Genomic DNA, 25,508 nt, shown 5'->3' on the forward strand with positions numbered 1-25,508 from the left:
GTATGAAACAACTAATCGAACTTCCAGTAGAAGGTTTAACTCCAGCGATGCAAGTCAGTCTCCTCAGAGAATTGATCAAACAGCTTAACATCCCTGATGATAAATTTGAAGAATCTGCAAAAAAGCCTCCAACTGCTGAGGAACGAAAAGAGGCTGTGCTAAGGTTGAATTCGGAAATTAACAGAATCAGTGAAATAGTGCAAGATGAAGCAAAAGCAAACTCTACAGAACTTGAACCTATCACTTTTGTTAATCAAGAGTCATCTTCACAAGCCGAAGCAAGCCAGTTTATAGGAACGACAATTGAACCAGAGGTTCTAAAAAAACCCACAAATAAAAATGACGACAATAATGGCAACCCAGTAGAAGAGAGTCCAGAAGATAGAGTACAATCTCTTACCGCCGATTCCCAAATTAAACAGTTTGTTATTCCTGTAATTTTAGACCGCTTAGATATATCTGGAAAATCAGATAAAGAGACACAAGGTATCATTTATAAAGGTGAAGCATATACTGCAAGTCTAAAATTAGAAGAAGATTCGCAAACTCTTAGCCTTGATAGAAATTTGCCTGATTCAGAACAAAGTCGAGAAGCACTCTTGGCATCTCGCGACAATAACTCAGAAGAGTACTCTATCACCGTTAATAATCTCACCAAAGAGGAATTTGAACGTTTCAAGACTCTGTTCAATGAGCAACAAGCACGCCGTGAACAGAGTCAACAACAATTCAAAAACCAGGATTCTGCTAAAGAACTAGATTAAATCAACCCAAACCACACACCATACATAAAAGCTATAAATCCAAAAATCAGCTTTTTATTAAAACTCAGTGGAGTCTTGGGACAAATAACAACCGCAACAGCAAAATAGTAAAAAGACGCTGTAAAGTCAAACAAACTCGTCGGGTTAACAGGCAATCTGCCTAACCCGACCAAACATAGCATTCCTATCAAAGACCAAACAACAATCTTTTCTATCCATCCTAAAAGTTTATCGCTATTCATAAAAAATTATCTATTCCTCCATCAATTCGCTGATAACTATCAAAACCAGTACTGATAAATAAAATCATCTAGTAAACAGATTGCTTAATGAAAACTACATAAACCACCCAATTACTTTGTAAAGTTTTTACAAAAAATAATAAAATTTTTAAATAAGATAATTATTTTATAGTAATTGTAAAGATTAAAAAATCTAAAAAAACTAAGTGTTATAAGTATTATTATCAGGGACAACACCAAACCAAAAAAGCATATAATATGAAACCTATTAATGTTGTCATCATTGAAAATGAGAACATATCTAGGATTGGCGCGGCAGCAATATTATCTGAAACTGGTGCAATCCAAGTATGTGGCGTTGCCAAATACGGAAAACAAGGAATAGAAATTGTTGACAAAGAAAAGCCAGATATCGTAATTATAAATATTGATTTACCGGATATCGATGGCATTGATGTAATAAGCACAATTAAATCCAAACACGCATCAATTAGAATTGTGGTTATGACTGCAAATAGCAGCCGAGATACCATTAACGCGGCAGTTAGTAATGGCGCAGACTGCTACTACTGTAAAAATAGCCTTAGAGAAGAAGTAGGAGAAAGATTCATTGAGGCAGTAATGGCTGCGTACAATAATGAATCATGGATTGACCCAACTATTAATCGTATTCTGATTGATAGTCTCAGGTCAAATGACACACCCGATAGAAATGCACTAGATTTGTTAAGTGATTTCTCTAATAAAGAAATCACAGTTCTTCAATTAGCTGCCGGAGGCATGAAAAATAATGAAATTGCCAATGTAATGTATGTTTCCGAAGGTACAGTAAGGTCATATCTACATAATTCATTTATCAAGCTAGGAGTCAAAGATAGGTTAAACGCTATCCGCGAAGCAATCCGCCTGGGAATCCTCAGCTTTACAGACATGAAAATCGAAGAAGTTACTCAAGAAACCCACACAAGAGTCAAAAACAACCAAAATAGTCAAAAAGATACAACTAAAACGAGTAATAAGGGATACAAAGGCTGGGTTGCCTAGAAAATTAATCAACTGCAATTATGCAGCCACCTGAATACTTTTTATGCTGGCGGCAAGTTTTAATGATAGCGGCGTTTTTCACATAAATACTACGCGCTACCTTACCTTCATTGGATTTAGCCCAATCCAGAAGCTTTTTATCTTCGGGTTGTAAGATAGCAGATCCAGAAGCCGCCTGCTGCTGAAAAGTTACACTTCCAGCAATGGTCTTGTGTGTAAAAACACCAATTGCAGTCCCTAAAGCTAGTACAAAACCCAATACCCCTGCCACTTGTGCCAATCGCCAATTACTTACACCCAAGTGAGGCAAAACCCCACCAGCTTGCTTAGTCATCTTAACTAAATCCTTCGCCGCTTCTGCGATCGCACTCTTTTGTTGTTGTATTGCTACTTTAGAAGCACTATTAAGCTTATCGTCTACCATGTCAGTCCAACCCACCACAAGGGAGTCAAGCCTACCTGGTAGTTGCTGCAACGCAAACTGAGTTGTACCCAGTTCCGCATATAGATTAAACAAGGGGTCATCAGGCCGAATACCCAATTTAAGTATCCAATCAGTAACCTCTGCTTTTTTTTCTTCAGAATATTCTGCAACAACTTTTTCAACAACTTTTGCAATATTGGTCATAGGTTGTTTAAATAGTCAATTTGAAATCTCACTGTTAATTTGGTAAAGCAAATAATTACCATTTCTCAGATTCAACATCTTCAGTTACATCAAAATTGGAAGGATTTTGTTGATTTGCACCTACAGAAGCTAGTTCTGTAAAGTTCTTACTCAACCCTAGATAATTAGAAGCTATTCCATTAGAAACAATAGAGTTATGAAAATTCTCCATCCAGTTGAATACTATCGAACGCTGGATAGTATTAAGAGGAGAGTTAGTTTCAATCAGTTGAGTATAAGGTAAACTAGCATCCTCAAGCAACTGGTAAAAGTCATTATGCAATCCACCTAAAACTAGTTCCAAGCCGTTTAATTTTTTAATATCAGCTTTGAATTGACTCCCCTCATAGTGTCTAAATTGCTTGCCAAAGTAATGATTTTGGATAACAACATAATCAACCTGACTACCAAAATGCTGATATAAATCCTGAAGATAATCTTCAACACAGTCTTTACGGTGTGATATCGGGTGCAAGAAAGTAACACGATATCCCAGACAATTAAGATTTTCTATCAGTGAAACATCCCTCTCAAAAAACTTGAATTCTCGGAGGTTTTGACCTGGCATATCAGTCAAAATCACTTCAATGTTCGGAAACATTTCTAAGTCGAGTAATAACCTATCAGAATCACCTCTAGAGAATCCCAAATGGTTTATCTCAAAGCGTTGTGTTTGATACATCGATAGCTTATTCCGATGTCCGTGGTAGAAAACACGCACATTGAGTTTATTTTTCAAGTACAACTCTAGCAATAGCCTAGAAGCTGTAGACTTACCTACACGAGCATCACCCGATGTAATCACAAAACGCTTTCTAAACATAATAAACTAAGCAAACTACTAAATTAAGCAGCTATATTTTCTTGTAAATTTGAATCTTGATTTCTAGCTTTTTCTTTTTCTTCATTTTCTCTAAGCTCTTTAGACTTTTCAACAACTGCTGGATAGTAACAATCATCTGGTTGTATATCAAAGCCAAATAAATTAAATGCTGGCTTAATTTGCGCTTCAAACTCAGCAAGCCAAGATTTAATTCTTGACTTAATCACAATATTTGTTTCTTTATGAGTCTGACCTTCATTAAATGTCAGAGCATGGCGGTCAATAAAGTCGTAGGATTTGTAGAATAAATCTGGCATCACAAGTTCTACCAGACCTTCTGCAAGCATATTTTGACGCAGAGAAGAGTCATTATATCGCTCAAATTTTTCTTCTTCACCATGAAATAAGTTCTTGACAACAACATAATCTACTTGATCTTTACAAAGTTCACGCAGTTTTTCTAAAACATTTATGGAATCAAGAACTCTACTAATCACTGAAACCATTGTAACTTGGCAATTAATATCGGTTTTAAGCACTTCAAAAAATGATAACTCTTTGACATAACTTTCAAAAAAACCTCCAGATTGTGCTGGCAAGTCTAATAGTGTAATAGGATAATCACTCTCATCTAAATTAATTAATAAATCGTCAGCACCACCTCTATGGAAAATATCAATGTAACGTATTATCGGTCGGTAGTCTTTTTTGAAATATCTTTCTAATTGAGGATTTCTTAAGTCAGCTTCATAAGTAACACAGGGTAAATTTTTATTAATATAAAGTTGGAATAGCGCTCGTGCAAAGGTGCTTTTTCCCACGCCACCTTTATCACCTGTAACAATTATTAGCCGCTTTTTAGGTTTACTATCAGTGTTTAACGAAATATTATTATTGGTTGTATTATCATCAGACATGACTGTTTTACCCTTATTACTTCTATTTTTAGACATAACAATCCTCTACGAAGCAAATACACTTTGTTGATATAAATCGAAACTTTTAAACATTATCTTCTTCAAGATAATTCATTTATAATACTTGATAAGTATTTGACATAAGCAACATTTAATGATAAAATTAGTTGATTATACAGGTTCCCAGCAAACCACTTAAAATGACTGCATCTCTCCATCAATCCTCCCAGAATAACTAATTAGAATTCCAAAAATATCAATGCCTGGATCAATTTTAAAATGCTCATATAGTTGTCCTTAAAATTAGCTATATGAGGAAACCGATGAATACCCATTATTCAATGAAACCTGACTACTCTGTTTTACATAGATTGCTTTTAGTATGTAACCTCTAGCTCAAAAAGCCAATCAACAAACCTTCAATATTTAATCAACATCTGTTGATATATAAATTAGTAACAAATTTCATATAGTTTGCTTTAAACAGGTGTACTCGTATATTTATTTAATAAGCTTTATATGTTTATATAAACTAGTTTTTAATATCTTTATAATTTGAGTTAAATCCTTATTAAAAGAAAGCTAGATTGCTGGATTGTACCTGATTCACACGATTTAGTTACCTGAATATTGTGAGCAGCAGATGGGCTAGCAAGCAAAGTTAAAAAAGTTGTTCAAATCAGTGTATTTTTGTATTTTAAACCGCGTCTACCTTGAAAACCGTAGTTTTTTTGGAATTAGGGTAAAGCCCAGAACTCAAGCCACGACCGAATAATATACTTTCCTTAAAAACTCTAGGTTTCAAAATGGACGAGGTTTATCTGGGGAAACATCAGATTTTGCTTTAAACATTGACATTAAATAACTCGCTACGGCTGTTGATTTGAGTCGCCGTACCGTAAAGGGAATTCAGCAAAATATTGTCTTTTCGCTGGTAAGAAAAGCACTGTTTTTACTTTTGGGGACATTCGGGTTTGTCGGGTTAGCAGTTGCAGTTTTAGCTGATACCGGAAGTTCCTTGTTGGTAACGGCGAATGGAATGCGGCTGTTTAGAGCTAAACTGTCTCAATAAACTACGCTTTGTGAATACCTGGTAAAAAATCGCTGTTCAAAATTAGTAATGGTGATATAGTTACTCCAATCGGTTCTGATGGGTAGCAGCCATTGGACGCAAGGGGGAAAGTCCGGTGTAAATCCGGCGCTGTCCCGCAACTGTGAACCAAAATTAGGTGAGTCAGGATGCCCGCCGGTTAGAATCAACTCGTTTACATAAATCTGCGAGGTACAGATTATGAACAGAAAAAAACAGGCGTTAGTCAGTCTAACCCTGATGGCAGTTATCAGTTTTTATCTAGTAGTTGGTTTACCCAAACCCGCCTACGCCATGCACATTATGGAAGGTTTTTTACCTGTGCAGTGGGCAATTTTTTGGTGGATTGTGGCATTACCATTTTTTCTACTAGGATTGCGTAGTCTAACTCGCATTACCCAAGCTAACCCGGAATTGAAACTACTGCTGGGCTTGGCTGGTGCCTTTACTTTCGTGCTGTCAGCGTTGAAAATCCCTTCTGTAACAGGTAGCTGTTCTCACCCAACAGGGACGGGATTAGGTGCGGTGCTATTTGGGCCACTCACCATGACGGTTTTGGGTAGCTTAGTATTGTTGTTTCAAGCTTTGTTACTGGCGCATGGTGGCTTGACAACGCTGGGGGCAAATGCTTTTTCGATGGCGATCGCAGGGCCATTTGCGGCTTACTGGATATATAATCTGACAATAAAGTTGGGTGGTAAACAAAAAATCGCCATTTTTCTAGCAGCTGCGATCGCAGATTTACTCACCTACATTATCACTTCTATCCAACTCGCCCTAGCTTTTCCTGCACCTGTTGGCGGGTTTATTGCTTCATTTACCAAGTTCGCCGGAATTTTTGCTATAACTCAAGTCCCCTTAGCAATTAGTGAAGGATTGCTAACTGTATTGGTGTGGAACTGGCTGCAATCTTATAATCCTCAAGAATTAGAATTGCTGAAATTAATCAAACGGGAACCCCAAGGAAATGAGTCAATCTAAAAAAGGGTTGAGTAACTGGCTGTTGGTAGTAGCTGTATTAGCCTTAGCAGTTGCACCGTTAATATTTGTGCGCGATGGTGAATTTGCTGGTTCCGATGACAAAGCAGAAAAAGCTATTACTGAAATACAACCTGGATATAAACCCTGGTTCAAATCATTTTTTGAACCGGCTAGTGGTGAAATAGAAAGTTTATTATTTGCTTCGCAAGCAGCTTTGGGTGCTGGAGTAGTCGGTTATGCAATTGGGTTGTATAAAGGACGTTCTCAACAACAAAAACGTGAAGAATGAGCCTGCAAATAGACACTTTAGCTTATACCAATCGACTCCGAAGATTGCCACCAGAACATAAACTAATTTTTGCATTTACTACTCTTGCTATTTCCCTTGCTGCCCATCCGCTAGTGCAAATTTTAATAGCGCTTTGGATGGGTATTTGGACAGTTATTTATGCAAGAATTCCGGCTGGTGTTTATTTTCGGTTATTAATGTTCACCATAGTTTTTTGTTTGACAAGTTTACCAGCCTTGATGGTGAATGGAATTGCGATTAATGATTTGCCAAGGGTACAATCAGACTCATGGTATGGACTAACTTTCGGACACTTCTATCTTTATATCAGCCATATTGGAACTATCCAAGCATTGAGAATTTTAACTAGAGCATTAGCCTCTGTTTCTTGCTTATATTTTCTCATGCTAACTGTCCCTTTCACGGAAATCTTACAAACTCTGCGTTACTTAGGATTTCCAGTGCTTTTAACCGATTTATTATTATTAATGTATCGGTTTATTTTCATCCTGCTGAATACAGCTAATGAATTGTGGACAGCACAAAATTCCCGTGGTGGCTACCGCACTCTTGCTAGTGGGATGAAAAGTTTAGCACTACTAATCGGACAACTATTACAGCGAACCTTACAAAAATATAGTCAGTTCTCTCTTGGACTACAATCACGGGGTTTTGTAAGTGAATTTCGAGTTTGGCATCCTCGTCGCTATCGTCCTCAAGTACGATATATCATCGAAGCGATTTGCGGTTGTATAGGATTAATAGGATTAGAGTTTTGGCGAAATGCAGGAATATTTACTAGAATTTGAACAAGTATATTACACCTATTCAGGCGCACAGGAATCAGCTTTGAATGGTCTAACACTGAAGATTCCATCTGGTAAAAAGTGTGCATTAATTGGTCAGAATGGTTGTGGTAAAACGACACTGTTTCTCTTAGCAAATGGTCTATATAAACCTGATTCTGGAGTTGTCCGTTGGCGTGGTGAACCATTAAGTTATAATCGTAATTATCTGGCTAAATTACGGCAAAAAGTTGGACTAGTATTTCAAGATCCAGAACAACAATTAGTAGCTTCTACTGTTGAAGAAGATATATCTTATGGTTTATGTAATTTAGGTTTACCAGAACCAGAAATTAAAGTCCGAGTAGAACAAGCATTAGTTGAATTTGAACTGACTGCTTTAGCAGAAAGACCAGTGCATCATCTGAGTTTAGGACAAAAAAAGCGAGTTTCTATAGCAGATGTGATGGTGTTGCAACCGGAATTGTTAGTGTTAGATGAGCCAACTGCATATTTAGATATAAAACATACTCGTAACTTGATAGCAACCATGAAAAAAATTCATGGAGATAAAACCACTTTATTAATGGCAACCCATGATTTAGATTTAGTTTATCGGTGGGCAGATTGGGTTTTTGTCATGGATAAAGGGCGGCTGATGCTAGAAGGTAAACCACAAGATGTATTTAGCCAACGTACACTTTTATCAGAGTTAGAGTTGGGCGTACCATTGATATATGAGATGCTATTTGATGGGCTATTTGCTGAGGAGGGAGTAGTTATAGAACGAGTGCGACAACGAATATTAGAGCTATTTCGTAATTTTTTCTGACTGTACAGTTAGAGAATCTCAATAAATTAGGAACAATGCTTTTATAAACAATCCAAAAATTTAATCATTTCATACAATGAATGATGAGTGTACACAGTGTTATTGTTTGCGATTCGCCACAAAACTTGTGCAGAGTTTGATATAACTTCTACTGAGATTTGTGTTTGCGTCGTATCTTCTACAGTAAAAGACTTTGCACTTCGAGTAACCAAGAATCCCACTCTTTGTAAAGCACGAATAGTCCATACAGTTGCAATTCCCTCACCTATCACATTAATTTCTCCCTTATGGGACGTATGGAGATGAAATTCTCCAGAAGCAACATTGAACTCCACACCTTCACTCTTAAAAGTATCAGCAAATGCACCACTCAACACTAAATCTTCTGGTGCACCAACGTGTAAAATTCCACTAGTTGATAATAGCCAAATTTTATCAGCAAGACGCAAAGCTAAATTTAAATCGTGAGTTGAAAGGAGAATAGCCTGATTAGTTTCCCGTGCTAACTGACGCAACAACTGCATAATTTCCACCCGTCGCGGTAAATCTAGAAATACTGTTGGCTCATCAAGTAACATAACAATAGGCGACTGAGCCAACGCACGCGCAATCATAATTTTTTGGCGTTCACCATCACTTAATTCGCTAACTTGGCGTTGTGCTAAGTGTACTGCTCCTACAGATTTTATTGCCCAATGTACTATTGCTTCATCTTCGGGTGTCAAATTTCCCCACCAATCAGTGTAAGGATATCGCCCCAGAGTTACCAAGGTGTAGGCTGATAGCATTCCGACATCAACTTTCTCGGTGAGTACCAAACTCAGGCGTTTGGCTAATTCTTGTGGTGCTAACTTGTAAATATTTTCTCCTAAGAGTCGCACTTCACCTGATATTGGGGGTTGCATTCCGGCGAGCGATCGCAGTAATGTAGATTTACCCGCACCATTAGGGCCAAGTAAGCATACAAGTTCCCCAGCTTGCAGAGATACCGAAATATCCGATGCAACACACCGAACAGTTTTTCGGGATGTTTTATAACCAATAGTCAAATTGTGAGTAGTTAAAATTGCATCATTCATGACGGAAAAGATTTTTGGGAATTACGCCGCAGAATTACCCAAGTCACAACAGGAGTTCCAATTAAAGCGGTGACAGCATTTAAAGGTAAAACCATCTGACTTACCGCAAGTTGAGAAAACAAATCTGCAAACAATGCTAAGATTGCACCCATCATTGTTACACTAGGGATTAATATTCGATGGTCGGAAGTATTGAACAGACTACGACATAAATGGGGAATAGCCACACCTAGAAACGCTATAGGACCACAAAAAGCGGTAATTGCTCCAGCTAATATAGATGCACTAGTAATAATTGAAAATCTAGTTTTTTGCATAGTTAAACCTAGACTACGTGCATAAGATTCACCGAGCAAAAGTGCATTCAAAGATTTTGATTGCAACACTGCTCCTAATAAACTCAAAATTATCACAGGAATTAAAACAACTAACTGTCTCCAAGTCACCCCAGCAAAACTACCAAAAGTCCACATAATATAACTTTGGATACGTTCTTTTGAGCTAAACTGCAACAAAATACTAACAATTGCACTAGTAGCATAACCAAACAATAAACCTAAAATTAATAGTGTCATCGTATCTTGCACTCGGCGATAAACAACTAACATCATCCCTAAAACCGATGCTGCGCCGAGACTTGCGGCTATGACTAAACCAAAATCACTAATTATCCCCAAATCTACTAATAATGTTGGTGTTGTAGCACTTGCTGTCAGCACAACTAACGCTACACCTAAACTTGCACCAGAACTAATTCCCAATACAAAAGGCCCCGCTAAAGGGTTTTTAAATAGGGTTTGCATTTGTAACCCACTCACACCTAAAGCCGCACCTGCTAAAGTTGCAGTTAAAGCTTTAGGTAGGCGAAATTTGAGAATAATATGAGTCCATGTTACCTTCTCTGGTTCAAGTCCTAGCAAAATTTTTATTACTTCATTAAGAGGAATATCAACTGAACCTAAAGCCAAGTCTAATAAAAAAGCCAAGATTAAACTTATAAGTATAATTAAGAAAATAATGGTTTTAAAAACCGGAGATTTTTGGGTTAATAAGGTAAGTTTCAATTTATATTTTTCGTTTAACATTATTAATTAAGTTTGTGATAATAAAATAGTTTATGGTTAGGTAATATCTCTGGATGCAGTATTTTAATCAAATCAGATAAAACCATATCTGGGTTACTAATTCCGCTTTCCCAGTAATCATTACCTCCACTTTCATTCACACGGGCATTATTATTGTAAAGATTGCCTGTTTTCACAGCCTTAAAATCAGCATAGCGATTATCTTCTGCGACTAAATCCTTTAATTTCTTCCAAGATTGACTAAAATTCAACCAGTAGTCAGAATTGGCTGCACGTTCCAAAACAACTTCAAAAGATAAAGGTAAACTACCAGAGGATTTATCATCACTCCAGAGATAATTTGCTCCTGCGTCAGCCAGATATTTAGCTACGTAACTTTTACCCCCAGGCATATACCAAGTTCCTTTAAAATTGAACCCAACAAATATAGCTGGACGATTTTTTACAGCTTTAGCTTTTTGAGCTACTCGTTCATATTTATTAGCAATTTCACTAAATATTTTTTCTGCTAGCTCGTCTTTATTAAAAAACGAAGCAGTAAATTTTAACCATTCGCTTTTTCCCAGTGGCGTGTCTTCCATATATTCAGAATTTATCCCCACTTTCAAACCCGCCTCTGTAAGTTTAGTATAACTATCAGTTTGGGAATTTCCAGTACCAAAAGTTGTTACCAAGTCAGGATTTAATTCTAGTACTTTCTCTATATCCACATTGGAATTATCACCTACCTGTGCTAATTTCCCGGCTTTGATTCTCTCGACTACATCAGGAGTATTGACTTGTTTACTATTACTAATACCAATCAGTTTCTCAACTACACCTAATTTCGCTAGGTGAGGTAAATGAGTAGTAGATAGAGAGACTATGGAATTAATGGGAACTGTAATTACCCGTGCTTGATTAAATTCTTTTGGTGTGGGAGTTCCACATTGGACTAAAACATATTGAAACTTTGTGTTGGCATTCTGCCAAGGATTTTTTATAGTGACAATTTTGTAGTGTTTATGATACTCTACTGCGAAGCCTGTTGCATGAGTAATCTTAATTTTATTAGGGAAGTAATCAGTATTGGGGTCATATTTTTGAATACAGCCGTTATTATTGGTATTTGTATATGTGTTAATTGCTGTACTATGGCAAGCAATAATTAAAGTGGCAATTAAGAAAAATTGGCATAAAAAAATAATGGGTTTTAAGTGATGATATTTTACCAATTTCATGGGGTTTGAGTAAATAGAATTTTTCTCACGCAGAGAGGCGCAGAGAGTGACAGAAGAGAAAAGAAAATGAACTAAATAAAATCTGTTTTATGTCTTCGCGTGAGATTCTTAAAAATAGAAGTTATACGGAATTTGGTGGATAGCAATGTTCAATAACTTTGTTACCTTTTACCAAATGTTCATTCACAATAGTTTCCGCTATATTTGAGTTAACGCGAGTGTACCAAGTCCTATCATCAGAATAAAATACTACTGGCCCTTGTTGGCAAACTTCCAAACAGCCAGATGTTCTTACTTCTATGTCTAAACCTGCATTTTCAACTGCGGATTTTAAAGCATCAAATGTGGGTTGCCATTTGCGTGAAGGAAGACAGCGAGTAGAGGTACAAACTGAGATATAAGAATGTTTGAGGGGGTTTTTAGTAAACGGTATAGGCTGGTTTCCCAATACATAAATATCTCGTAGTTCCTCATAAAAAGCTAACTTTGATAAATTCGGCTTACCTTCTGGTAATAAATTCTCACCTTCTACATACGGATTTGGCAAGAAAATAGTCATGAGGTTTTCATCTGCACCATTCCAAAAATCTATTCCCCAACTTCTAGGGATACCTTCTGCATTAAACCGTCGATAAAATGCAGCACGATTTACTTGACGTTGTTGCCTTAATTCCAAAGGAGTCTTACAATGAGGGCCACCTAAATTTGCCTCTATACATAGATGCAAATGCCAGCCTTCTGTGACTACTGTGAGATATCCATCATAGAGAATACAAATTTTGGGTGGAGCATTAAATTCTAATTCTAATACACCTCCTTGAACAATATGTCCTACCCCTACCTGCTGCCAATTTTGCTGAAATAAAGTGTAAAGTAGCGACGACAAAACATCGGTACTAGAATCAAAATATTCATATTCAATAGACCCCCCCGTAGATAAAGCCTCAATCACAACCTTATTTACTGGAGTTACCCAACAATTAAATTCAGTCATTCAAAACTCCTCTCTGCGTGAAAAAACTCTTGACTTCAAAACGTAGAACTCAACCCAACTTGAAAAACCCTCCCCCCATCAGGATAACCAGGAAATAATTGGTATCTCTGGTTAAAGATATTATCCAGACTGCCTGTTAATATTAAGTTATCACTGAGAGAAACCCGCATTTTGAAATCAAAAGTAGTATAACCAGACAAAAATTCTGTATTAGTATTGTTTATGGGATATGCACCCAAAGAATGCATCAGTATTCCAGCATATAAACCTTGAGAAGTTTCATAAGAAAGTCCTGCATTTAAACTATCTGCACCTGCGAATCGTAATTCTTTATCAACTTCAACAGAATTTGTACTTTTCAAAATCCGGGGATCATTTGCTGTATAACTAACAAAAGCGTAGATATTCTTCGCTAGCTGCAAATTTAAAACCGCTTCGATTCCCGTAGTCCGAACCTTACCAATATTTTCGTAAGTAGCTACCGGAACAGCAAAGTTATAGGCGATTAAATCTGATATTGTATTGTTAAAATAGGTCAAGCGCAATAAACCAAAATTGCCTAGCTTCTGGTCAATTCCAATATCATAACTATCGCCTTTCTCTGGACGAAGATTAGGATTACCAACGTAACTACCACCATTGGCATATAAGCTGAAAAGATTCGGCGCACGGAAATTCTTGATATAATTAGCTCTGAGAGTGGTAGTATCTGTAAGTGCAAATTTTGCTCCTACACTCGGTGATGTAAAAGAGCCATTTGTCAAGCTGCTAAAATCTTGGCGTAAACCTAAGTTGGCAGTGAAACCAGGGGTAAAGTTAATTTCATATCTAGCAAATAGCGCCCCTTGACTAATACTATCGTCGTAAGTGACTGTTTTTGTATTAGCAGAAAAGTCGAATGTACTATTAGTAGCTGATACATTGCGATAATCAAAGCCATAAACTAAGGTTTGATTATGAGCAAATTTCCAACTGTGTTGTGTTTGCAATCCATAAGAAGTCTGCCCATTATCATACCGTGCTTGGGATGAATTGCGACTATCATAACGAGTGTTAAGGAAATCTGCGTAAACTCTTGCTGTTAGTAGTGAATCATCCCCACCTCCTAATTTTGAGTTCCAGGTTAAATCGGTGAGAACTTGGTCTGTGTATTTGCGATCGCTATCAGTCAATGAGTTAAAATAACCTTGACCATACAATGGTTCAGGAATGGGGACTCCTCCTGGAACTCCTTGGTCTTTACCTAAATATAGAGTTGACAAGGTTAGGGTGTTACGCTTTCCTAAATCCGCCTCTAGCTTGACATTAAAGTTATTGTAGAGAACATCATTATTTTCCCTAGTTCCCTTGAAATTAGCTTCTGGGATAGAAAAAGGATAGTTATTTTCGGCTTCGGTACGGTTGTAACCTACAACCCAACCAATATTGCCGACTTTCCCACTATTACTGATAGTCTGCTGATTTAACCCATACGCGCCAAGGGTGACTCCCGCTTGTGTCGTCACTTTTTCTGTGGGACGACGAGTGATGATGTTAATCACTCCCCCAATTGCATCGGAACCATAAAGAGTAGAACCACCACCTGGTAACACTTCGACTCTTTCAACGATATTGGTAGTAAATTCTGAAAGGTCAAAACCACCAGAACCTAAATCGTTAATTGGTCTACCATCAAGCAAAATTAAGACTTGTGCAGAGTTAGAACCTCGGATAAATTGACCGCTTAAGGCATTCACTTCTGTGCCAACTGTACCATCAGGTAAGATACCTGTCAGAAATTTTAGTGCTTCTCTGACAGTTCTAGCACCCTGCGCTTCCATTTCTTCACCCGTAATCACATAAACTGGACGGGTGGAATCTTTCACTGTCCCCTCGCGGCGAAAGGGTGAGTAAACGGGTTCATTCAATAGCTTGTCGATGACTGTTAATTCAATATCTGGTTCTTCCGTGGATGCTGGAGTATTTTCAGGTGTTACTTGTGCAACTGGTTGTAAGTCTCTTGCAGTACCTTCATACTTGGGAAACTCAGATATTTGTGGAACTTGATTAGCGATGGCTATGTATCCCCCACATACCATCGCATAGATTGTGGTAAAAACGAAGATTTTTGAGAAAAATTCACAATAAGTAACGACACGGGAAGTGGACATGAAACTCCTCGTTTTCAGTAAAAACAGGTATTTATTTGTGCTATGAGTTTTTGGGATTTAGGTTTTAACTAGCTTGCTGCAATGCATTACTAAACCTAAATCATGGTGGATACTATTTGGATAGCAAAAAATACTTTGTGGTATTCCTTATGGATACCCAAATTACTATAGAACAACCCAAAATTGAGTATCGTTACCAACAGCGAAGCGAATTAGTAAAACTTGCAGAGGGTACTGTCTTAAAACAGTATCTATACCCATGAAATTTATTAATCAAATGTATCATCTGTGCCTCGCAGATAAATGTTTTGTGTCTAGAGTGAGTCGGCGGGCATTCTGACTTTGAGACACGTTCTATTCGTCTCATTACAGCTGCGGGACAGCGCCGGATTTACACCGAACTTTCCCCCTTGCGCCTGATGGCTGCTCACCATCAGAACCGACAGTTATGTGTCACATTACCATAGTTATTGTGTATATGTAAATTCAGTCGATAACAATTTTGATTCTCTATATCACTGACTAGATATGAAATTAGACTTGTGCTACAGATAACACGCATAAAGTAAATCCCCTAACTGATAGTAAAGGGGACTTTGCGGACATTGTAGATTTAATTTCGTCAGGTGTATTACATTCCTAACGTATTTTTGGGGAGGTTATAAAACAGAGTTTTGCATTTACTTTAATCTACATTCCTTAAGGTAACTGAGTTAATTTTGGTTGGTCTAAATATTTATATACCAACTGAGAAACTTGACGAACAAAATCCCTACCTTTAGTGTCATTGTAAGGTCTTCTCACAAAAATCCCTGCTAAGTAACGCTTGCCATTAGGCATCTCAATAATACCTGCATCCCCAATAACAAACCCAATATCACCTGTTTTATGAGCAATTATTGCTCCCGAACCCAAACCGGCTGCCAGCAACTTTTTGTTATGGCAATGATTTAAAATGTCTAATGCCTGGGAGCGACTCGCATCTGAAATTAACTTATGATACTAAATCAATGCTGATAATTTTACTAAGTCGGCGGGACTGGTGGTATTAGTTCCCTTAAAATCTCCCAATAAATGACGAATTACAGTATTTTTCAATCCCCAACTGTGAAACCGTTGATTTAATTTTACCTTACCACCCAAACGGTCAATAATCATGTTTGTGGCGGTATTATCGCTGATGCTAATCATTTTGTTTATGGTTTGCAGCACAGTCAACTTGGTTCCCACATGTTGATACTGCAAGTCTCCAGAGCCACTTGCAACCAAGTCTCGCCGCATTACCAGAGTGTCATTTAGTTTGATATTACCCGCATCTATTCTCTCAAATAAAGCAATCAAAATTGGAAACTTAATCGTACTCGCGGCGGGAAATACTTTGTTGCCACTAATATCCAAATAGTTACCCGTCTCTAAATCCACAAAAAACATCCCTGGCTTGAGGAAACTGTAACGAGCCATCAATGCATTAATTTGAGATTTTAGTTGTAGTATTTCCTCACCTAAAGGAACTACTCCAGCAAACATAGAAGCATTGATTGGTTTAGTGAGTATATCTGGTGGATTCAGTTTATTAATAGTTGCAATATTTTGTAAAGGCGCTTTATTTTGGAATAAGAGAACTTGGCGTTTTTGCTGGAGATTAGGGGTAATGGAAATTGGTGTTTGGGAGGATTGTTCGTCAGCCTCTATTCCCCACTCCACAACTCCCGTCGCAGCTATCTTTTCAATTGATGATAATTTAACGACCCAATGAGAGTCAGAAGAGATTCTGACTATTACACTTTGCAAAGAGACAGTATAACCAGGTGCTAATTCAATTACGAGTCGGGTTGTCTGGGGGTCAAGCTGTGCTACCCGAATTTCTTGAATCTTTGAGCCAAAGTTTTGTTTGGTTGTCGGGTAGCTCAAAGTAGTTCCTGATAAGTCAATGACAAGCCTTTTAGGGTTATCAATTAAAAAAACTCTCGGTTGAATACCTGAGTCAGTGGTTAGGTCAAGCTGATTCTGATTGGGGTCAAAGTGCCAGGATTCTAATCGAGTTGCTCTTGCAGGAGAAGATAGCAGTAAAATACTAATTAAGCTCAACAATAACCAGCGTAATTTCATACAGTATAGTGAGGAGAATATTGAATTTACTTACAGAGATTTTCAGGGAAGTAAATCAGGTCAGAACTGATTGAAAATCATAAGCAAGAAAATATAAAATGTCAAGGATTTTAGATAGTAAATGAAAGCTGATACAGTGAATATTGATTCGGCTTTATGAAAGTCGGTATAATTAAATTTACACCCGTTAAAAAAAACGGGTGGACAAAGCTTTCACAAATTACTCTAGAAGCACCCAATAACTTAGTATTTTACTATTGAGTATTAGTTGATTGAGAATCATTCTGTGTCTTTTTATCTGTACAGGGTGTGATTTTCTCTGCTGGTGAAAGATACTCACCTTCAACTCCGATAGTGATTCCTCGCGTCTGACGTAGTGCATTTATAGCTCTTGGACAATCACAGCCAAATTTGGCGTTAGCGATAGCTTACCGAAGGTATCGCAGCATCACTTTCTTCATCTGTCATATTTAGTTCTATCACTTTTTGATTATCAGCCTGAAGATTATCGGCTTTTGCCATAAAAAGGCGGTTGAAAGTTGCCAGATGAGCATTTCCACTACAGTTTTGACGTTGACAATTTAAAGTGGCTGTATGAGCATTATTTGTCGAAACATTCTCAGGTGATTTTTGCTGATTGGGATTATCTGCTTTGGCGGATTTTTCTAAGAATAAATTCAGTAGCAACGAGCTAACAAATGTTGAGCTTGCAAATAATATTAGAGGTAGTTTTTTCACTACTTTCTCCATAATATGCTATTGGACTGCATAACCTTAACACCTGAAAATTTCAATGTCAGTCTATTTTTACCATCAAAATTAAATTTTAATTATTTTATCAATAAATATCAATATATCCAGCAGTAATCATGAGAAATTATTAATGATTTTTTACATTTAATCAAGAGCATTCATTAATTATAAATACATGGAAATTGGGTAAATAGATAAAATCTAATTACCCAGTATTGGGAACAATAATTTTGAAGTTTTTAAGATTGGGGTTTTTGAAGCTTGAACTTTGCTATGAAAGCTCTATAAATCGCAATTTACAGAAAGCTTTTTTTTTTAGATGAGTATCATTGTGTTTTTACTCCTATTGAGAGGGTGTGCTGAGGTTGGAATTCTGCCCATTCTTTGCATACAGTTTGGTAACATTGGGGTGGTGTGATTGGTAATTTAGTTAAATAGAAAAACCCAGCTTGATGACCGTACTCCAATAAAAATACAACATCTTTTTGGGGATTATACTTATCTACAGCTTCGATAATATGAGCATTCATGAAGTGTCTTTGTAACAGTACGGTATCGGGTGCTGCTAACCAAGCATTTAAGAAAGCTGCAAGATTTTTACGCCCGATAAAATGCGCTTTAAATGTTTCGCCAGCCATACTTAAATGCGGAGAATTGGTGCTGCAAATCACGACACCACGTTCTCCTCCTAAATAACCTATCCAAGCGTTGTAACCAATTGCTAATATATTGGTGGCGATAAAAGCTTGTTGCCAATCTTGGGTGTTTATTTCTGGGGTCATTTTAATTAAACTCCTTGTGATAACTGCCAGAGTTGGATGGAATAACATAAATGGCTCTCAAAAATTGCACGTGCTGCTAATCCCTCGACAACTAACTTTTCTAGCCAGCGCTTAAATGCCCAACGACCGAGTGAGTATAATGGTGGGAGTGCGATCGCCACAATATCAGCAATATATTTAACTGTAGTCAGCCCAAAAGTACGGAAGTTATCAACACACAAGTCAATCGTTGGTGCAACTTGAGTGGAGATGTCCTCAGTCTTAATTAACTTGAATCCAGTTTGTATCAACGCTGTTTGAAGCTCACTGGCGACATGACAATTAGAAAAAATACCTTCTCGGTATTCGGCATCAGAACGCATCATATCGGCAAGCAGCAAGTAGCCACCACTACTTAGTAAACGAGCCGCACCCTGAGCCAAATCGTCAACAGCAATATATTGACTGCTTTCGCTGAACAGAACTAAATCGTAGGAGTATGATTTGTGAAAATCTTCAAATCTCGTTAAGTAGAAAGGTACTTGAGAGTTGGTATTGTGAATAAATCTCTCTTGCTGGAGTGCGTCGGGTGCTAATCCCTCAACGCTGAAACCGCGTGAGCATAAATATGCCGCATTACCACCAATCCCGCAGCCTACGTCAAGCACAGTTTTTATACCTTCTGGGATAAAACTCAAAAGTTTGGCTGTATATGCAGCTTGCGCCGCACGCAGGCGAGTTAGAGTTAATTCTTCACCCACAGTAGGTAGTGGTTCCCAATACCCGTAATGGAGATAGTCGGAATTTGTAAGTCCCATGTAATAATCTATCGCTGCATTTTGGTAACGAGTTGCTTTGGGAATTTTGCTTGATTTTGGCTTGAGCATTCATCAATAAAGTAAGTTTTAGGGTATTAGGCTTGGATTAAATTCTGACCATCGCTTGCAAACTTGTTCGTAGCAATCGGGTGGAGTAATTTTTAGTTGATGTAAAAAATTCACCTCAATCTGAGGTTCAGCCTTTAGCACCAGAAGAATATCTTGGTGGGGATTGTATGTTGCGATCGCGGGTAAAATTGATGAAATCATGGATGAACAGATTGATTGTGATATAAATCCGCCATCCTGAAACGAACGCAAGTAAAACCTAATCAGATCGGAAGGAAGAAATTGCAGGGTGAAGGGAACTGTATCAAGACTTGTATTTGTCGGGTGAGCAACTTTAGTATCCACATCACAAATAACAACTCCCCGCCCAAATAATTGAAATCCTTTCCATCCTGTATAACCGATTACCAGTATATTGTTATGGATAAAGCTGTTTTGCCAGTAGCCGAAATTTCCTTGCCAAACACTATTGGATGGTCGCATTGACTTCCTCCCCCAACACTAATGACTCAATGCGAACCTGCTCAAGCTCCCGACCAATCAACACTAATCGCGTTTGACGGGGTTCGTGGGGTTGCCAAGTCCGATCGTAAAAATAGTCAAATCGATTGCCGACACCCTGTAGTACCAGACGCATGGCTTTGTTCGGAACTGCTACAAATCCCTTAATTCGATAAATTTCTTGCTGTTGCACCAATGTTTGCAAGCGTTTGACTAGAACAGTCGGCTCAAATGCTTGGTCTAGCAGTAGTTGTACTGCATTAATCCCTTCATCATGTTCGTGTTCTTCTTCAGTATCGTGGTGACTGGGACGACTTTCTAAGTTGTCTTCTACCGCAGCATTGAAACCAAGTAACAAATCGCCACTGATTTTACCATCCTGACAAGGAATGACTTTTACACCAGGCGATAAGTTCTGCTTTAGCCAATCCTGCACCCTAACTTGCGTTTGTTCGTCAACGCGATCGCTCTTAGTAAGCAACACTAAATCAGCACAAGCCAGTTGATCTTCAAACAGTTCCTCAATGGGTGTTTCGTGTTCTAGACTAGAGTCGGCTTGTCGCTGTGCTAAGAGGGCTGCTAAATCGCCTACATATTGATTAGTTGCCAACGCTTCACAGTCCACTACAGTAATTACGCTGTCAACTGTAGCGCCTGTGCGAATTTCGGGCCAGCGAAATGCTTGCACCAATGGTTTTGGGAGTGCTAGTCCAGAGGTTTCAATTAACATACAGTCAAGGTTGGCGCGTCGCTGAAGTAATTCTTGCATCGCGGGGAGGAATTCTTCTTGCACCGTACAGCACAGACAACCGTTGGTGAGTTCAACAATATTACTGTTGGAATCTTCTTCATCGTCACAAACTCGGCAATCACGCAAAAGTTCGCCATCAATTCCGATTTCTCCAAATTCATTCACCAAAACAGCAATGCGTCGTCCCTCATTGTTTTGCAGTAAATGGCGAATTAACGTCGTTTTGCCTGCGCCTAGAAATCCTGTAATTACTGTGACGGGAATTTTTTGCATATAAAGTGTGTCGTTTGTTGATTAATCTTGCGATGTGCAGAAAGAAGTTCTAACCGCAGATATCACCCAGTCAGCAGGTCTTAAAATCCAAATATTTATCACTAGCTGCGATCGCTACCGAACCAAGCTTGAGGAATTTTGGTTGGCAAAGTTTCTGTCCATCAATTCTGTGCGTGAGTTTGCCCGCACAGCGCGGAACATTCCAAATCGGCACAGCCCTGCACCAAACGCCAAACGCATCAGTAAAAGTGTCGGTACTTCCCGCACAGACTTGATGAAACCAGACAGCCCAAAACGCACCAATCCCTCTGGTCGAGCTATCCCTTGCCAAATCGAATCGAACCAAGAAGGAAGGGTTTCTTGCGTCCAGTCTGCCGTAATTACCTCCCCCTCAACTAATTCTGTCCCCGCCAAAAGCTCGGAAAAGCCTTCAATACTGGAAAAAGCTGGATGAGACCACTGATCGAGAAGTTGCCGCATTACCGGTTTTTCCCAAAAATTTAGCGGCTTTTGGCGGTCATCCCTCTGATTCCAGTCAGCTACAACCAGCACTCCACCAGGCTTTAGCACCCGCATTAATTCTCTAGCAAAAACAGTTTTATCTGGCATGTGAGGGCCTGCTTCGATTGACCAGACCACATCAAAACTGGCATCTGGAAACGACAATGCCATTGCATCATCAACCGCAAACTGGGCGTTTAGCCCAAGGGGTGTTAACTCCTGGGCGCGTTTCACCTGCTGTGGGCTGATGGTAATCCCTGTGACAGCAAATCCATAATCCTGCGCTAAAATCCGGCTGCTACCCCCAATCCCACAGCCAACATCTAAGACAGTAGTACCAGGAGATAATTTTTCTATTCCACCCCATTTCACCATTTCATGTACAAAGTCAGATTTAGCAGCCAAAAAATCCTTACTTCGTGGCGGCGAACCGTAATGACCAAGGTGAATGTGTTCCCCCCAATAAAACTCTAGGATACCGTCAAGCGTCCATTGATCATAGGAATTGGCGACTGTGGATGAAGATTGATACTTGCGGGCAGTTAGGAAATAAGCCGCAATTCCAATTACTAAAAGCAGAAGAAAACCAATTACAGAATATAATAAAGTTGACATTTTTTTGAACGCTCTTGTACACCTATTTGAGTCGATCTAACGGTTTACTTATTGCTGCTTGTCCCGAATTAGACGAGCGATGTCGTAACCGCCCGACAGAGGCGATTGCAATATACATCATTCGATACATCGACGTTGCAAAGTTTTGAACATCTTGAATAATTTTCCCTTGAAGTAGACTGGGCTTGTATTTGCCTTGAGGGAGAGCCGTTTGTTTGACAAAGGGATGAATAGCAGTAGGAATCTGACCAACTCGGTGAAGATAGAATTTCGGCATGATGATTAACTGAAGTATTAGGCTAGTAAATTAGCAATTTCTATGGGTAATATGGAACAGGACTATGTACGTCATACACGCCATTTATTACCTGTTTTGAACAACTTCCATCTGTTAGTTAATACAGAGTTTTTTTGTTGCTGTGACTATTTGCAAGCGATACTATCATCTGGAGTAGTAATTGCGATCTGCTTGCAGCAGCGATAGCGAAGCGCTGCATCTCAAGACACAACTTGTACCGGAAATTAATCGCTTACCCTCTCATAGAAAGTCGTAATCTGTAGCGTTTTGATATGTGGGGCTATGAGAACGTAAAGCTGAGTAGTTGTAGAAATCTTCATAAGAATACTTATCTGTGCCTCGCAGATGTACAAAATTTACAAGTTCACTTCGGCGGGCATTCTGACTCACAAGGCAAGCCTTGATTACAGCTGCGGGACAGCGCCGGATTTACACCGGACTTTCCCCGTTTCCTCTAGCGGCTGTTTCCCACTAGAACCGAGATTCATCTGAATACTAACACAACTGTGATTTGCTTGCATAAAAATCAATGGTCGATCTATACTGGCATTCGTCATTAATCGGGGCAAGTCTCATTCTTTACCAAAGCTTGCTCTGGATTTTTATTGGACAATTCTTCTAGAAATTTTCAACCCAACAAACTTTTTCGGGTTGCCAGCGTTTGCTGACATAGCGCTGACGGTTCGACTCCGCTCACCGTCAACAATTATTTACATTGCCAAACCTAGTGAACAATTCTTTTCCATTTTTGCAATTATTTTTCTACAATTCATCAACACATCTTGTATGCAAGCTTCATCCACACTTTTTGAGGACTCCACAACGGATATCTATGTTGTTCGTCGCGATGGTTCGACAACACCGTTAGAAATTAATAAAATTCGCACAGTGGTTAATTGGGCTTGTTGCGGACTTTCAGCAAATTCTATTGCTCTAGAAGCACATCTGACAACTCGATTGCGTCCTGGAATTACCACAAGAGAAATTCAAGATAATTTAATTCGCTGTGCTTTAGATTTGTGTAGTCCTGAAGAACCCGATTGGCGCTATGTAGCAGGGCGATTACACATTTGGAGTTTGTGGAAAGAAATAACAGTTAGCCGTGGTTATCAGTACGGTTATTATGCTCGGACTGTACAAACAAAAGTTTTATCAGAACAATACGATCGCCGCATTTTAAGCTACACGGACGCAGAATTAGAGATTGCTAACACTTGGATCAATCCCGACTGGGATGCCGACTATGATTATGCCGGAGCAGTATTACTGACGAAGCGATATCTTCTGGCGAATGAGCTACCACAGGAAGCATTTTTAACTTGTGCGTTATTGATTGCCTCCGTGGAAACACCAGAGAACCGATTAACCTGGGCAAAGCAATTTTATGAAGTGATCGCCCGTCGTCAAATATCCTTAGCAACCCCAATTTTAGCGAACTTGCGGATTCCTAATGGTTCTCTTGCCAGTTGTTTCATTACGGCGATGGACGACAATTTAGAAAGCATTTTTGATGGTATTCATGATGCGGCTCGGATTTCTAAAAATGGTGGCGGCGTGGGCGTAAATCTGTCTCGCATTCGGGCTACTGGTAGTTGGGTGATGGGGAAGAAGAATGCCTCTGGTGGCGTGGTTCCCTGGATTAAGTTATTGAATGATACAGCAGTAGCAGTTAATCAAGGTGGACGCAGAGCAGGTGCTGTCACTGTCAGTCTGGATGTTTGGCATTTGGACTTGCCCGAATTTTTGGAAATGCAAACAGAGAATGGGGACGGGCGACGCAAAGCTTATGACGTGTTCCCGCAATTGGTTGTCAGTGACGAATTTATGCGGCGAGTAGCAGCCGATGAAGAATGGACGTTAGTTGATCCTTATGAGGTGCGAACTCGTTTAGGCATTGAATTGGCAAAAGTTTGGGGTGAAGCATTTGAAAGGGCTTATCTTCAAATCGAAGCCAGTTTAGAAAGTGAGATTACACTTTACAAACGGGTGAATGCTCGTCTTTTACTCAAACAGATGATGCGAACCCAGTTAGAAACCGGGATGCCTTACCTGTGGTTTAAAGATACCGCGAACCGAGCTAATCCCAATCAGCATGAGGGCTATATTCCAGGTGGGAATTTATGCCAGGAATCTTGGTCAAATGTGAAACCTGGTGAAGAAGCACATACGTGTAATCTCGTAAGTATCAATCTGGCAAATCTTGAGGATGAGCAACGAACAGAGATTTGTCAAATCGCAGTACGTATATTAGATAACACCATTGAACTTACTTCACCACCCTTTTATGCTAGTGCCACCCACAATGCCAAATATCGCACAATTGGAGTGGGCTGTATGGGATTAGCCGATTGGTTAGCAAAACGTCATCTTACCTACACCCATCTTCAGGAAATCAGTGATTTATTTGAAGATATCGGTTACTATTGCACATCTGCATCAATGTTCCTTGCTAAGGAACGAGGCGCGTATCCTGCTTTTGCGGGTAGTGAATGGAGCAAAGGACACTTAATAGGAGCAAAACCTGTGGAATGGTTTTTGCAACACGCTAGTCTTCCAGAACGCTTCGCAAAATTGAGTCAGGATATCAAACAACATGGTATTCGCAATTCACACATTACAGCGATCGCACCCAATACTTCTTCATCTTTAGTTCAGGGTTGTACAGCCAGTGTTTTACCCGTTTACAGCAAATTCTTTTATGAAAAGTGGGCCAAGGGTTCAGTACCCATCGCACCGCCTTACATTCGGGATAATCTATGGTTCTATGTCGAAAATAAGACACTGGATCAGAAAAAAGTAGTGCGGGCGATCGCCACAATCCAACAATGGATTGATACAGGAATTTCGATGGAACTACTGTTTAATCTGAACGCTGGAGTTTATTTCCCCGACGAACCTGAGCGTTCTCTCACCGCTTTTGATATTTTTGAAACCCTAATGCTGGCTTGGGAATTGGGTTGTAAAGCAATCTACTATATTCGCACTGTCCAAAAAGATAGTTTCAAAGAATCGAACGAGCAATGTGTTGCTTGTGCAAGCTGAACATTAGTCATCAGTAAACAGTTATCAGTTATCAAGCATAGGCAATGGGCATTAC

The 25,508-nt window shown here is 39.0% G+C and carries 23 protein-coding genes, 2 pseudogenes and 3 riboswitches; of the genes and pseudogenes, 8 read left to right on the forward strand and 17 right to left on the reverse strand.

Translation table 11 applies throughout. The features are described 5' to 3' along the window. The first annotated feature begins 2 nt into the window (after window positions 1-2). Window positions 3-764, forward strand: a complete 762-nt coding sequence (locus RM049_RS14995; RefSeq protein ID WP_322704729.1) for a hypothetical protein — start codon at window positions 3-5, stop codon at window positions 762-764. Here the strand turns inward: RM049_RS14995 and RM049_RS15000 are convergent. Next, window positions 761-1,006 (reverse strand): hypothetical protein, encoded by a 246-nt coding sequence (locus RM049_RS15000; protein WP_322704730.1) that lies wholly within the window; start codon window positions 1,004-1,006, stop codon window positions 761-763. The two genes, RM049_RS14995 and RM049_RS15000, sit on opposite strands and share 4 nt — an antisense overlap. A gap of 258 nt (window positions 1,007-1,264) precedes the next feature. Here RM049_RS15000 and RM049_RS15005 point away from each other — a divergent pair, with 258 nt between their 5' ends. Then, entirely contained in the window at window positions 1,265-2,050 is a 786-nt protein-coding gene (locus tag RM049_RS15005; RefSeq protein ID WP_322704731.1) for a response regulator transcription factor, read from the forward strand. A gap of 4 nt (window positions 2,051-2,054) precedes the next feature. On the opposite strand, the gene RM049_RS15010 is transcribed toward RM049_RS15005, so the two are convergent. From RM049_RS15010 to RM049_RS15020, 3 genes are read right to left on the reverse strand one after another with little or no spacing between them, the layout of a single operon-like run. Continuing rightward, window positions 2,055-2,678: a DUF6753 family protein gene (locus tag RM049_RS15010; RefSeq protein ID WP_322704732.1), complete on the reverse strand. Its 624-nt coding sequence runs from the start codon at window positions 2,676-2,678 to the stop codon at window positions 2,055-2,057. A 55-nt stretch (window positions 2,679-2,733) separates the two neighbouring features. After that, a complete protein-coding gene (locus RM049_RS15015; protein WP_322704733.1) occupies window positions 2,734-3,540 on the reverse strand; it encodes a hypothetical protein in 807 nt (268 codons plus the stop codon). A 23-nt stretch (window positions 3,541-3,563) separates the two neighbouring features. Continuing rightward, complete coding sequence (locus tag RM049_RS15020; RefSeq protein WP_322704734.1) at window positions 3,564-4,493, reverse strand: chromosome partitioning protein ParA; 930 nt, start codon at window positions 4,491-4,493, stop codon at window positions 3,564-3,566. Between the two features lie 829 nt (window positions 4,494-5,322). On the opposite strand from RM049_RS15020, the pseudogene RM049_RS15025 reads away from it, so the two are divergent. From RM049_RS15025 to RM049_RS15045, 5 genes and pseudogenes are all read left to right on the forward strand, one after another. Further along, window positions 5,323-5,529, forward strand: a pseudogene (locus tag RM049_RS15025) (hypothetical protein); the annotation flags it as partial. A 53-nt stretch (window positions 5,530-5,582) separates the two neighbouring features. Further along, window positions 5,583-5,723: riboswitch (cobalamin riboswitch) on the forward strand. Window positions 5,724-5,748: 25 nt separating this feature from the next. After that, on the forward strand, window positions 5,749-6,528 hold the full coding sequence (locus RM049_RS15030) for an energy-coupling factor ABC transporter permease (protein WP_322704735.1): 780 nt from the start codon (window positions 5,749-5,751) through the stop codon (window positions 6,526-6,528). After that, window positions 6,515-6,817 carry an energy-coupling factor ABC transporter substrate-binding protein gene (locus RM049_RS15035; protein ID WP_322704736.1) on the forward strand — a complete coding sequence of 101 codons (303 nt, stop codon included), beginning with the start codon at window positions 6,515-6,517 and terminating at the stop codon, window positions 6,815-6,817. The genes RM049_RS15030 and RM049_RS15035 overlap by 14 nt, the downstream gene beginning before the upstream one ends. Further along, window positions 6,814-7,626 (forward strand): cobalt ECF transporter T component CbiQ, encoded by an 813-nt coding sequence (gene cbiQ, locus RM049_RS15040; RefSeq protein WP_322704737.1) that lies wholly within the window; start codon window positions 6,814-6,816, stop codon window positions 7,624-7,626. The genes RM049_RS15035 and cbiQ overlap by 4 nt, the downstream gene beginning before the upstream one ends. After that, entirely contained in the window at window positions 7,601-8,434 is an 834-nt protein-coding gene (locus RM049_RS15045; RefSeq protein ID WP_322704738.1) for an ABC transporter ATP-binding protein, read from the forward strand. The genes cbiQ and RM049_RS15045 overlap by 26 nt, the downstream gene beginning before the upstream one ends. A 41-nt stretch (window positions 8,435-8,475) precedes the next feature. On the opposite strand, the gene RM049_RS15050 is transcribed toward RM049_RS15045, so the two are convergent. The 13 genes and pseudogenes from RM049_RS15050 to RM049_RS15110 all read right to left on the reverse strand — a co-directional run bounded on the left by RM049_RS15050 (window position 8,476) and on the right by RM049_RS15110 (window position 22,390). After that, window positions 8,476-9,513, reverse strand: coding sequence for an ABC transporter ATP-binding protein (locus RM049_RS15050; protein WP_322704739.1), 1,038 nt, complete (start codon window positions 9,511-9,513; stop codon window positions 8,476-8,478). Then, window positions 9,510-10,598 (reverse strand): iron ABC transporter permease, encoded by a 1,089-nt coding sequence (locus tag RM049_RS15055; RefSeq protein ID WP_322704740.1) that lies wholly within the window; start codon window positions 10,596-10,598, stop codon window positions 9,510-9,512. The genes RM049_RS15050 and RM049_RS15055 overlap by 4 nt, the downstream gene beginning before the upstream one ends. A 2-nt stretch (window positions 10,599-10,600) precedes the next feature. Further along, window positions 10,601-11,818, reverse strand: a complete 1,218-nt coding sequence (locus tag RM049_RS15060) for an ABC transporter substrate-binding protein (protein ID WP_322704741.1) — start codon at window positions 11,816-11,818, stop codon at window positions 10,601-10,603. Window positions 11,819-11,939: 121 nt separating this feature from the next. Then, a complete protein-coding gene (locus RM049_RS15065; protein ID WP_322704742.1) occupies window positions 11,940-12,812 on the reverse strand; it encodes a (2Fe-2S) ferredoxin domain-containing protein in 873 nt (290 codons plus the stop codon). A 35-nt stretch (window positions 12,813-12,847) separates the two neighbouring features. Then, window positions 12,848-14,890 carry a TonB-dependent receptor gene (locus RM049_RS15070; protein WP_322704792.1) on the reverse strand — a complete coding sequence of 681 codons (2,043 nt, stop codon included), beginning with the start codon at window positions 14,888-14,890 and terminating at the stop codon, window positions 12,848-12,850. A gap of 380 nt (window positions 14,891-15,270) precedes the next feature. Continuing rightward, window positions 15,271-15,421, reverse strand: a riboswitch (cobalamin riboswitch). Window positions 15,422-15,661: 240 nt separating this feature from the next. Next, window positions 15,662-17,071 (reverse strand): annotated as a pseudogene (locus tag RM049_RS15075) (serine hydrolase). Window positions 17,072-17,488: 417 nt separating this feature from the next. Further along, window positions 17,489-17,809, reverse strand: a complete 321-nt coding sequence (locus RM049_RS15080; protein ID WP_322704743.1) for a hypothetical protein — start codon at window positions 17,807-17,809, stop codon at window positions 17,489-17,491. Between the two features lie 341 nt (window positions 17,810-18,150). Continuing rightward, window positions 18,151-18,606: a hypothetical protein gene (locus tag RM049_RS15085; RefSeq protein ID WP_322704744.1), complete on the reverse strand. Its 456-nt coding sequence runs from the start codon at window positions 18,604-18,606 to the stop codon at window positions 18,151-18,153. A 5-nt stretch (window positions 18,607-18,611) separates the two neighbouring features. Then, window positions 18,612-19,472 (reverse strand): class I SAM-dependent methyltransferase, encoded by an 861-nt coding sequence (locus RM049_RS15090; protein ID WP_322704745.1) that lies wholly within the window; start codon window positions 19,470-19,472, stop codon window positions 18,612-18,614. A gap of 18 nt (window positions 19,473-19,490) precedes the next feature. After that, window positions 19,491-19,955, reverse strand: coding sequence for a hypothetical protein (locus tag RM049_RS15095; RefSeq protein WP_322704746.1), 465 nt, complete (start codon window positions 19,953-19,955; stop codon window positions 19,491-19,493). Next, a complete protein-coding gene (cobW, locus tag RM049_RS15100; protein ID WP_322704747.1) occupies window positions 19,939-20,997 on the reverse strand; it encodes a cobalamin biosynthesis protein CobW in 1,059 nt (352 codons plus the stop codon). The genes RM049_RS15095 and cobW overlap by 17 nt, the downstream gene beginning before the upstream one ends. A 114-nt stretch (window positions 20,998-21,111) precedes the next feature. Beyond that, complete coding sequence (locus RM049_RS15105) at window positions 21,112-22,113, reverse strand: methyltransferase domain-containing protein (protein WP_322704748.1); 1,002 nt, start codon at window positions 22,111-22,113, stop codon at window positions 21,112-21,114. Between the two features lie 22 nt (window positions 22,114-22,135). Beyond that, window positions 22,136-22,390, reverse strand: a complete 255-nt coding sequence (locus RM049_RS15110; protein ID WP_322704749.1) for a hypothetical protein — start codon at window positions 22,388-22,390, stop codon at window positions 22,136-22,138. A 374-nt stretch (window positions 22,391-22,764) separates the two neighbouring features. After that, a riboswitch (cobalamin riboswitch) is annotated at window positions 22,765-22,908 on the reverse strand. Between the two features lie 289 nt (window positions 22,909-23,197). On the opposite strand from RM049_RS15110, the gene RM049_RS15115 reads away from it, so the two are divergent. Continuing rightward, the gene (locus tag RM049_RS15115; protein WP_322704750.1) at window positions 23,198-25,453 is read left to right on the forward strand and encodes a ribonucleoside-diphosphate reductase subunit alpha; all 2,256 of its coding nucleotides are present in this window, start codon (window positions 23,198-23,200) and stop codon (window positions 25,451-25,453) included. Window positions 25,454-25,508: the final 55 nt, after the last annotated feature.

Origin of the sequence: Nostoc sp. DedQUE04 (assembly GCF_034530995.1) — a bacterium.
Classification (GTDB): Bacteria; Cyanobacteriota; Cyanobacteriia; order Cyanobacteriales; family Nostocaceae; genus Nostoc.

Coding starts and splice junctions, on each gene's coding strand:
- RM049_RS15010 (WP_322704732.1), bottom strand. CDS start 2,678: ATGACCAATATTGCAAAAGTTGTTGAAAAAGTTGTTGCAGAATATTCT.
- RM049_RS15085 (WP_322704744.1), bottom strand. CDS start 18,606: ATGACCCCAGAAATAAACACCCAAGATTGGCAACAAGCTTTTATCGCC.
- RM049_RS15055 (WP_322704740.1), bottom strand. CDS start 10,598: ATGTTAAACGAAAAATATAAATTGAAACTTACCTTATTAACCCAAAAA.
- RM049_RS15020 (WP_322704734.1), bottom strand. CDS start 4,493: ATGTCTAAAAATAGAAGTAATAAGGGTAAAACAGTCATGTCTGATGAT.
- RM049_RS15035 (WP_322704736.1), top strand. CDS start 6,515: ATGAGTCAATCTAAAAAAGGGTTGAGTAACTGGCTGTTGGTAGTAGCT.
- RM049_RS15045 (WP_322704738.1), top strand. CDS start 7,601: ATGCAGGAATATTTACTAGAATTTGAACAAGTATATTACACCTATTCA.
- RM049_RS15060 (WP_322704741.1), bottom strand. CDS start 11,818: ATGAAATTGGTAAAATATCATCACTTAAAACCCATTATTTTTTTATGC.
- RM049_RS15005 (WP_322704731.1), top strand. CDS start 1,265: ATGAAACCTATTAATGTTGTCATCATTGAAAATGAGAACATATCTAGG.
- RM049_RS14995 (WP_322704729.1), top strand. CDS start 3: ATGAAACAACTAATCGAACTTCCAGTAGAAGGTTTAACTCCAGCGATG.
- RM049_RS15110 (WP_322704749.1), bottom strand. CDS start 22,390: ATGCCGAAATTCTATCTTCACCGAGTTGGTCAGATTCCTACTGCTATT.
- RM049_RS15070 (WP_322704792.1), bottom strand. CDS start 14,890: ATGGTATGTGGGGGATACATAGCCATCGCTAATCAAGTTCCACAAATA.
- RM049_RS15065 (WP_322704742.1), bottom strand. CDS start 12,812: ATGACTGAATTTAATTGTTGGGTAACTCCAGTAAATAAGGTTGTGATT.
- RM049_RS15095 (WP_322704746.1), bottom strand. CDS start 19,955: ATGCGACCATCCAATAGTGTTTGGCAAGGAAATTTCGGCTACTGGCAA.
- cbiQ (WP_322704737.1), top strand. CDS start 6,814: ATGAGCCTGCAAATAGACACTTTAGCTTATACCAATCGACTCCGAAGA.
- RM049_RS15050 (WP_322704739.1), bottom strand. CDS start 9,513: ATGAATGATGCAATTTTAACTACTCACAATTTGACTATTGGTTATAAA.
- RM049_RS15015 (WP_322704733.1), bottom strand. CDS start 3,540: ATGTTTAGAAAGCGTTTTGTGATTACATCGGGTGATGCTCGTGTAGGT.
- cobW (WP_322704747.1), bottom strand. CDS start 20,997: ATGCAAAAAATTCCCGTCACAGTAATTACAGGATTTCTAGGCGCAGGC.
- RM049_RS15000 (WP_322704730.1), bottom strand. CDS start 1,006: ATGAATAGCGATAAACTTTTAGGATGGATAGAAAAGATTGTTGTTTGG.
- RM049_RS15090 (WP_322704745.1), bottom strand. CDS start 19,472: ATGCTCAAGCCAAAATCAAGCAAAATTCCCAAAGCAACTCGTTACCAA.
- RM049_RS15115 (WP_322704750.1), top strand. CDS start 23,198: ATGCAAGCTTCATCCACACTTTTTGAGGACTCCACAACGGATATCTAT.
- RM049_RS15030 (WP_322704735.1), top strand. CDS start 5,749: ATGAACAGAAAAAAACAGGCGTTAGTCAGTCTAACCCTGATGGCAGTT.
- RM049_RS15105 (WP_322704748.1), bottom strand. CDS start 22,113: ATGTCAACTTTATTATATTCTGTAATTGGTTTTCTTCTGCTTTTAGTA.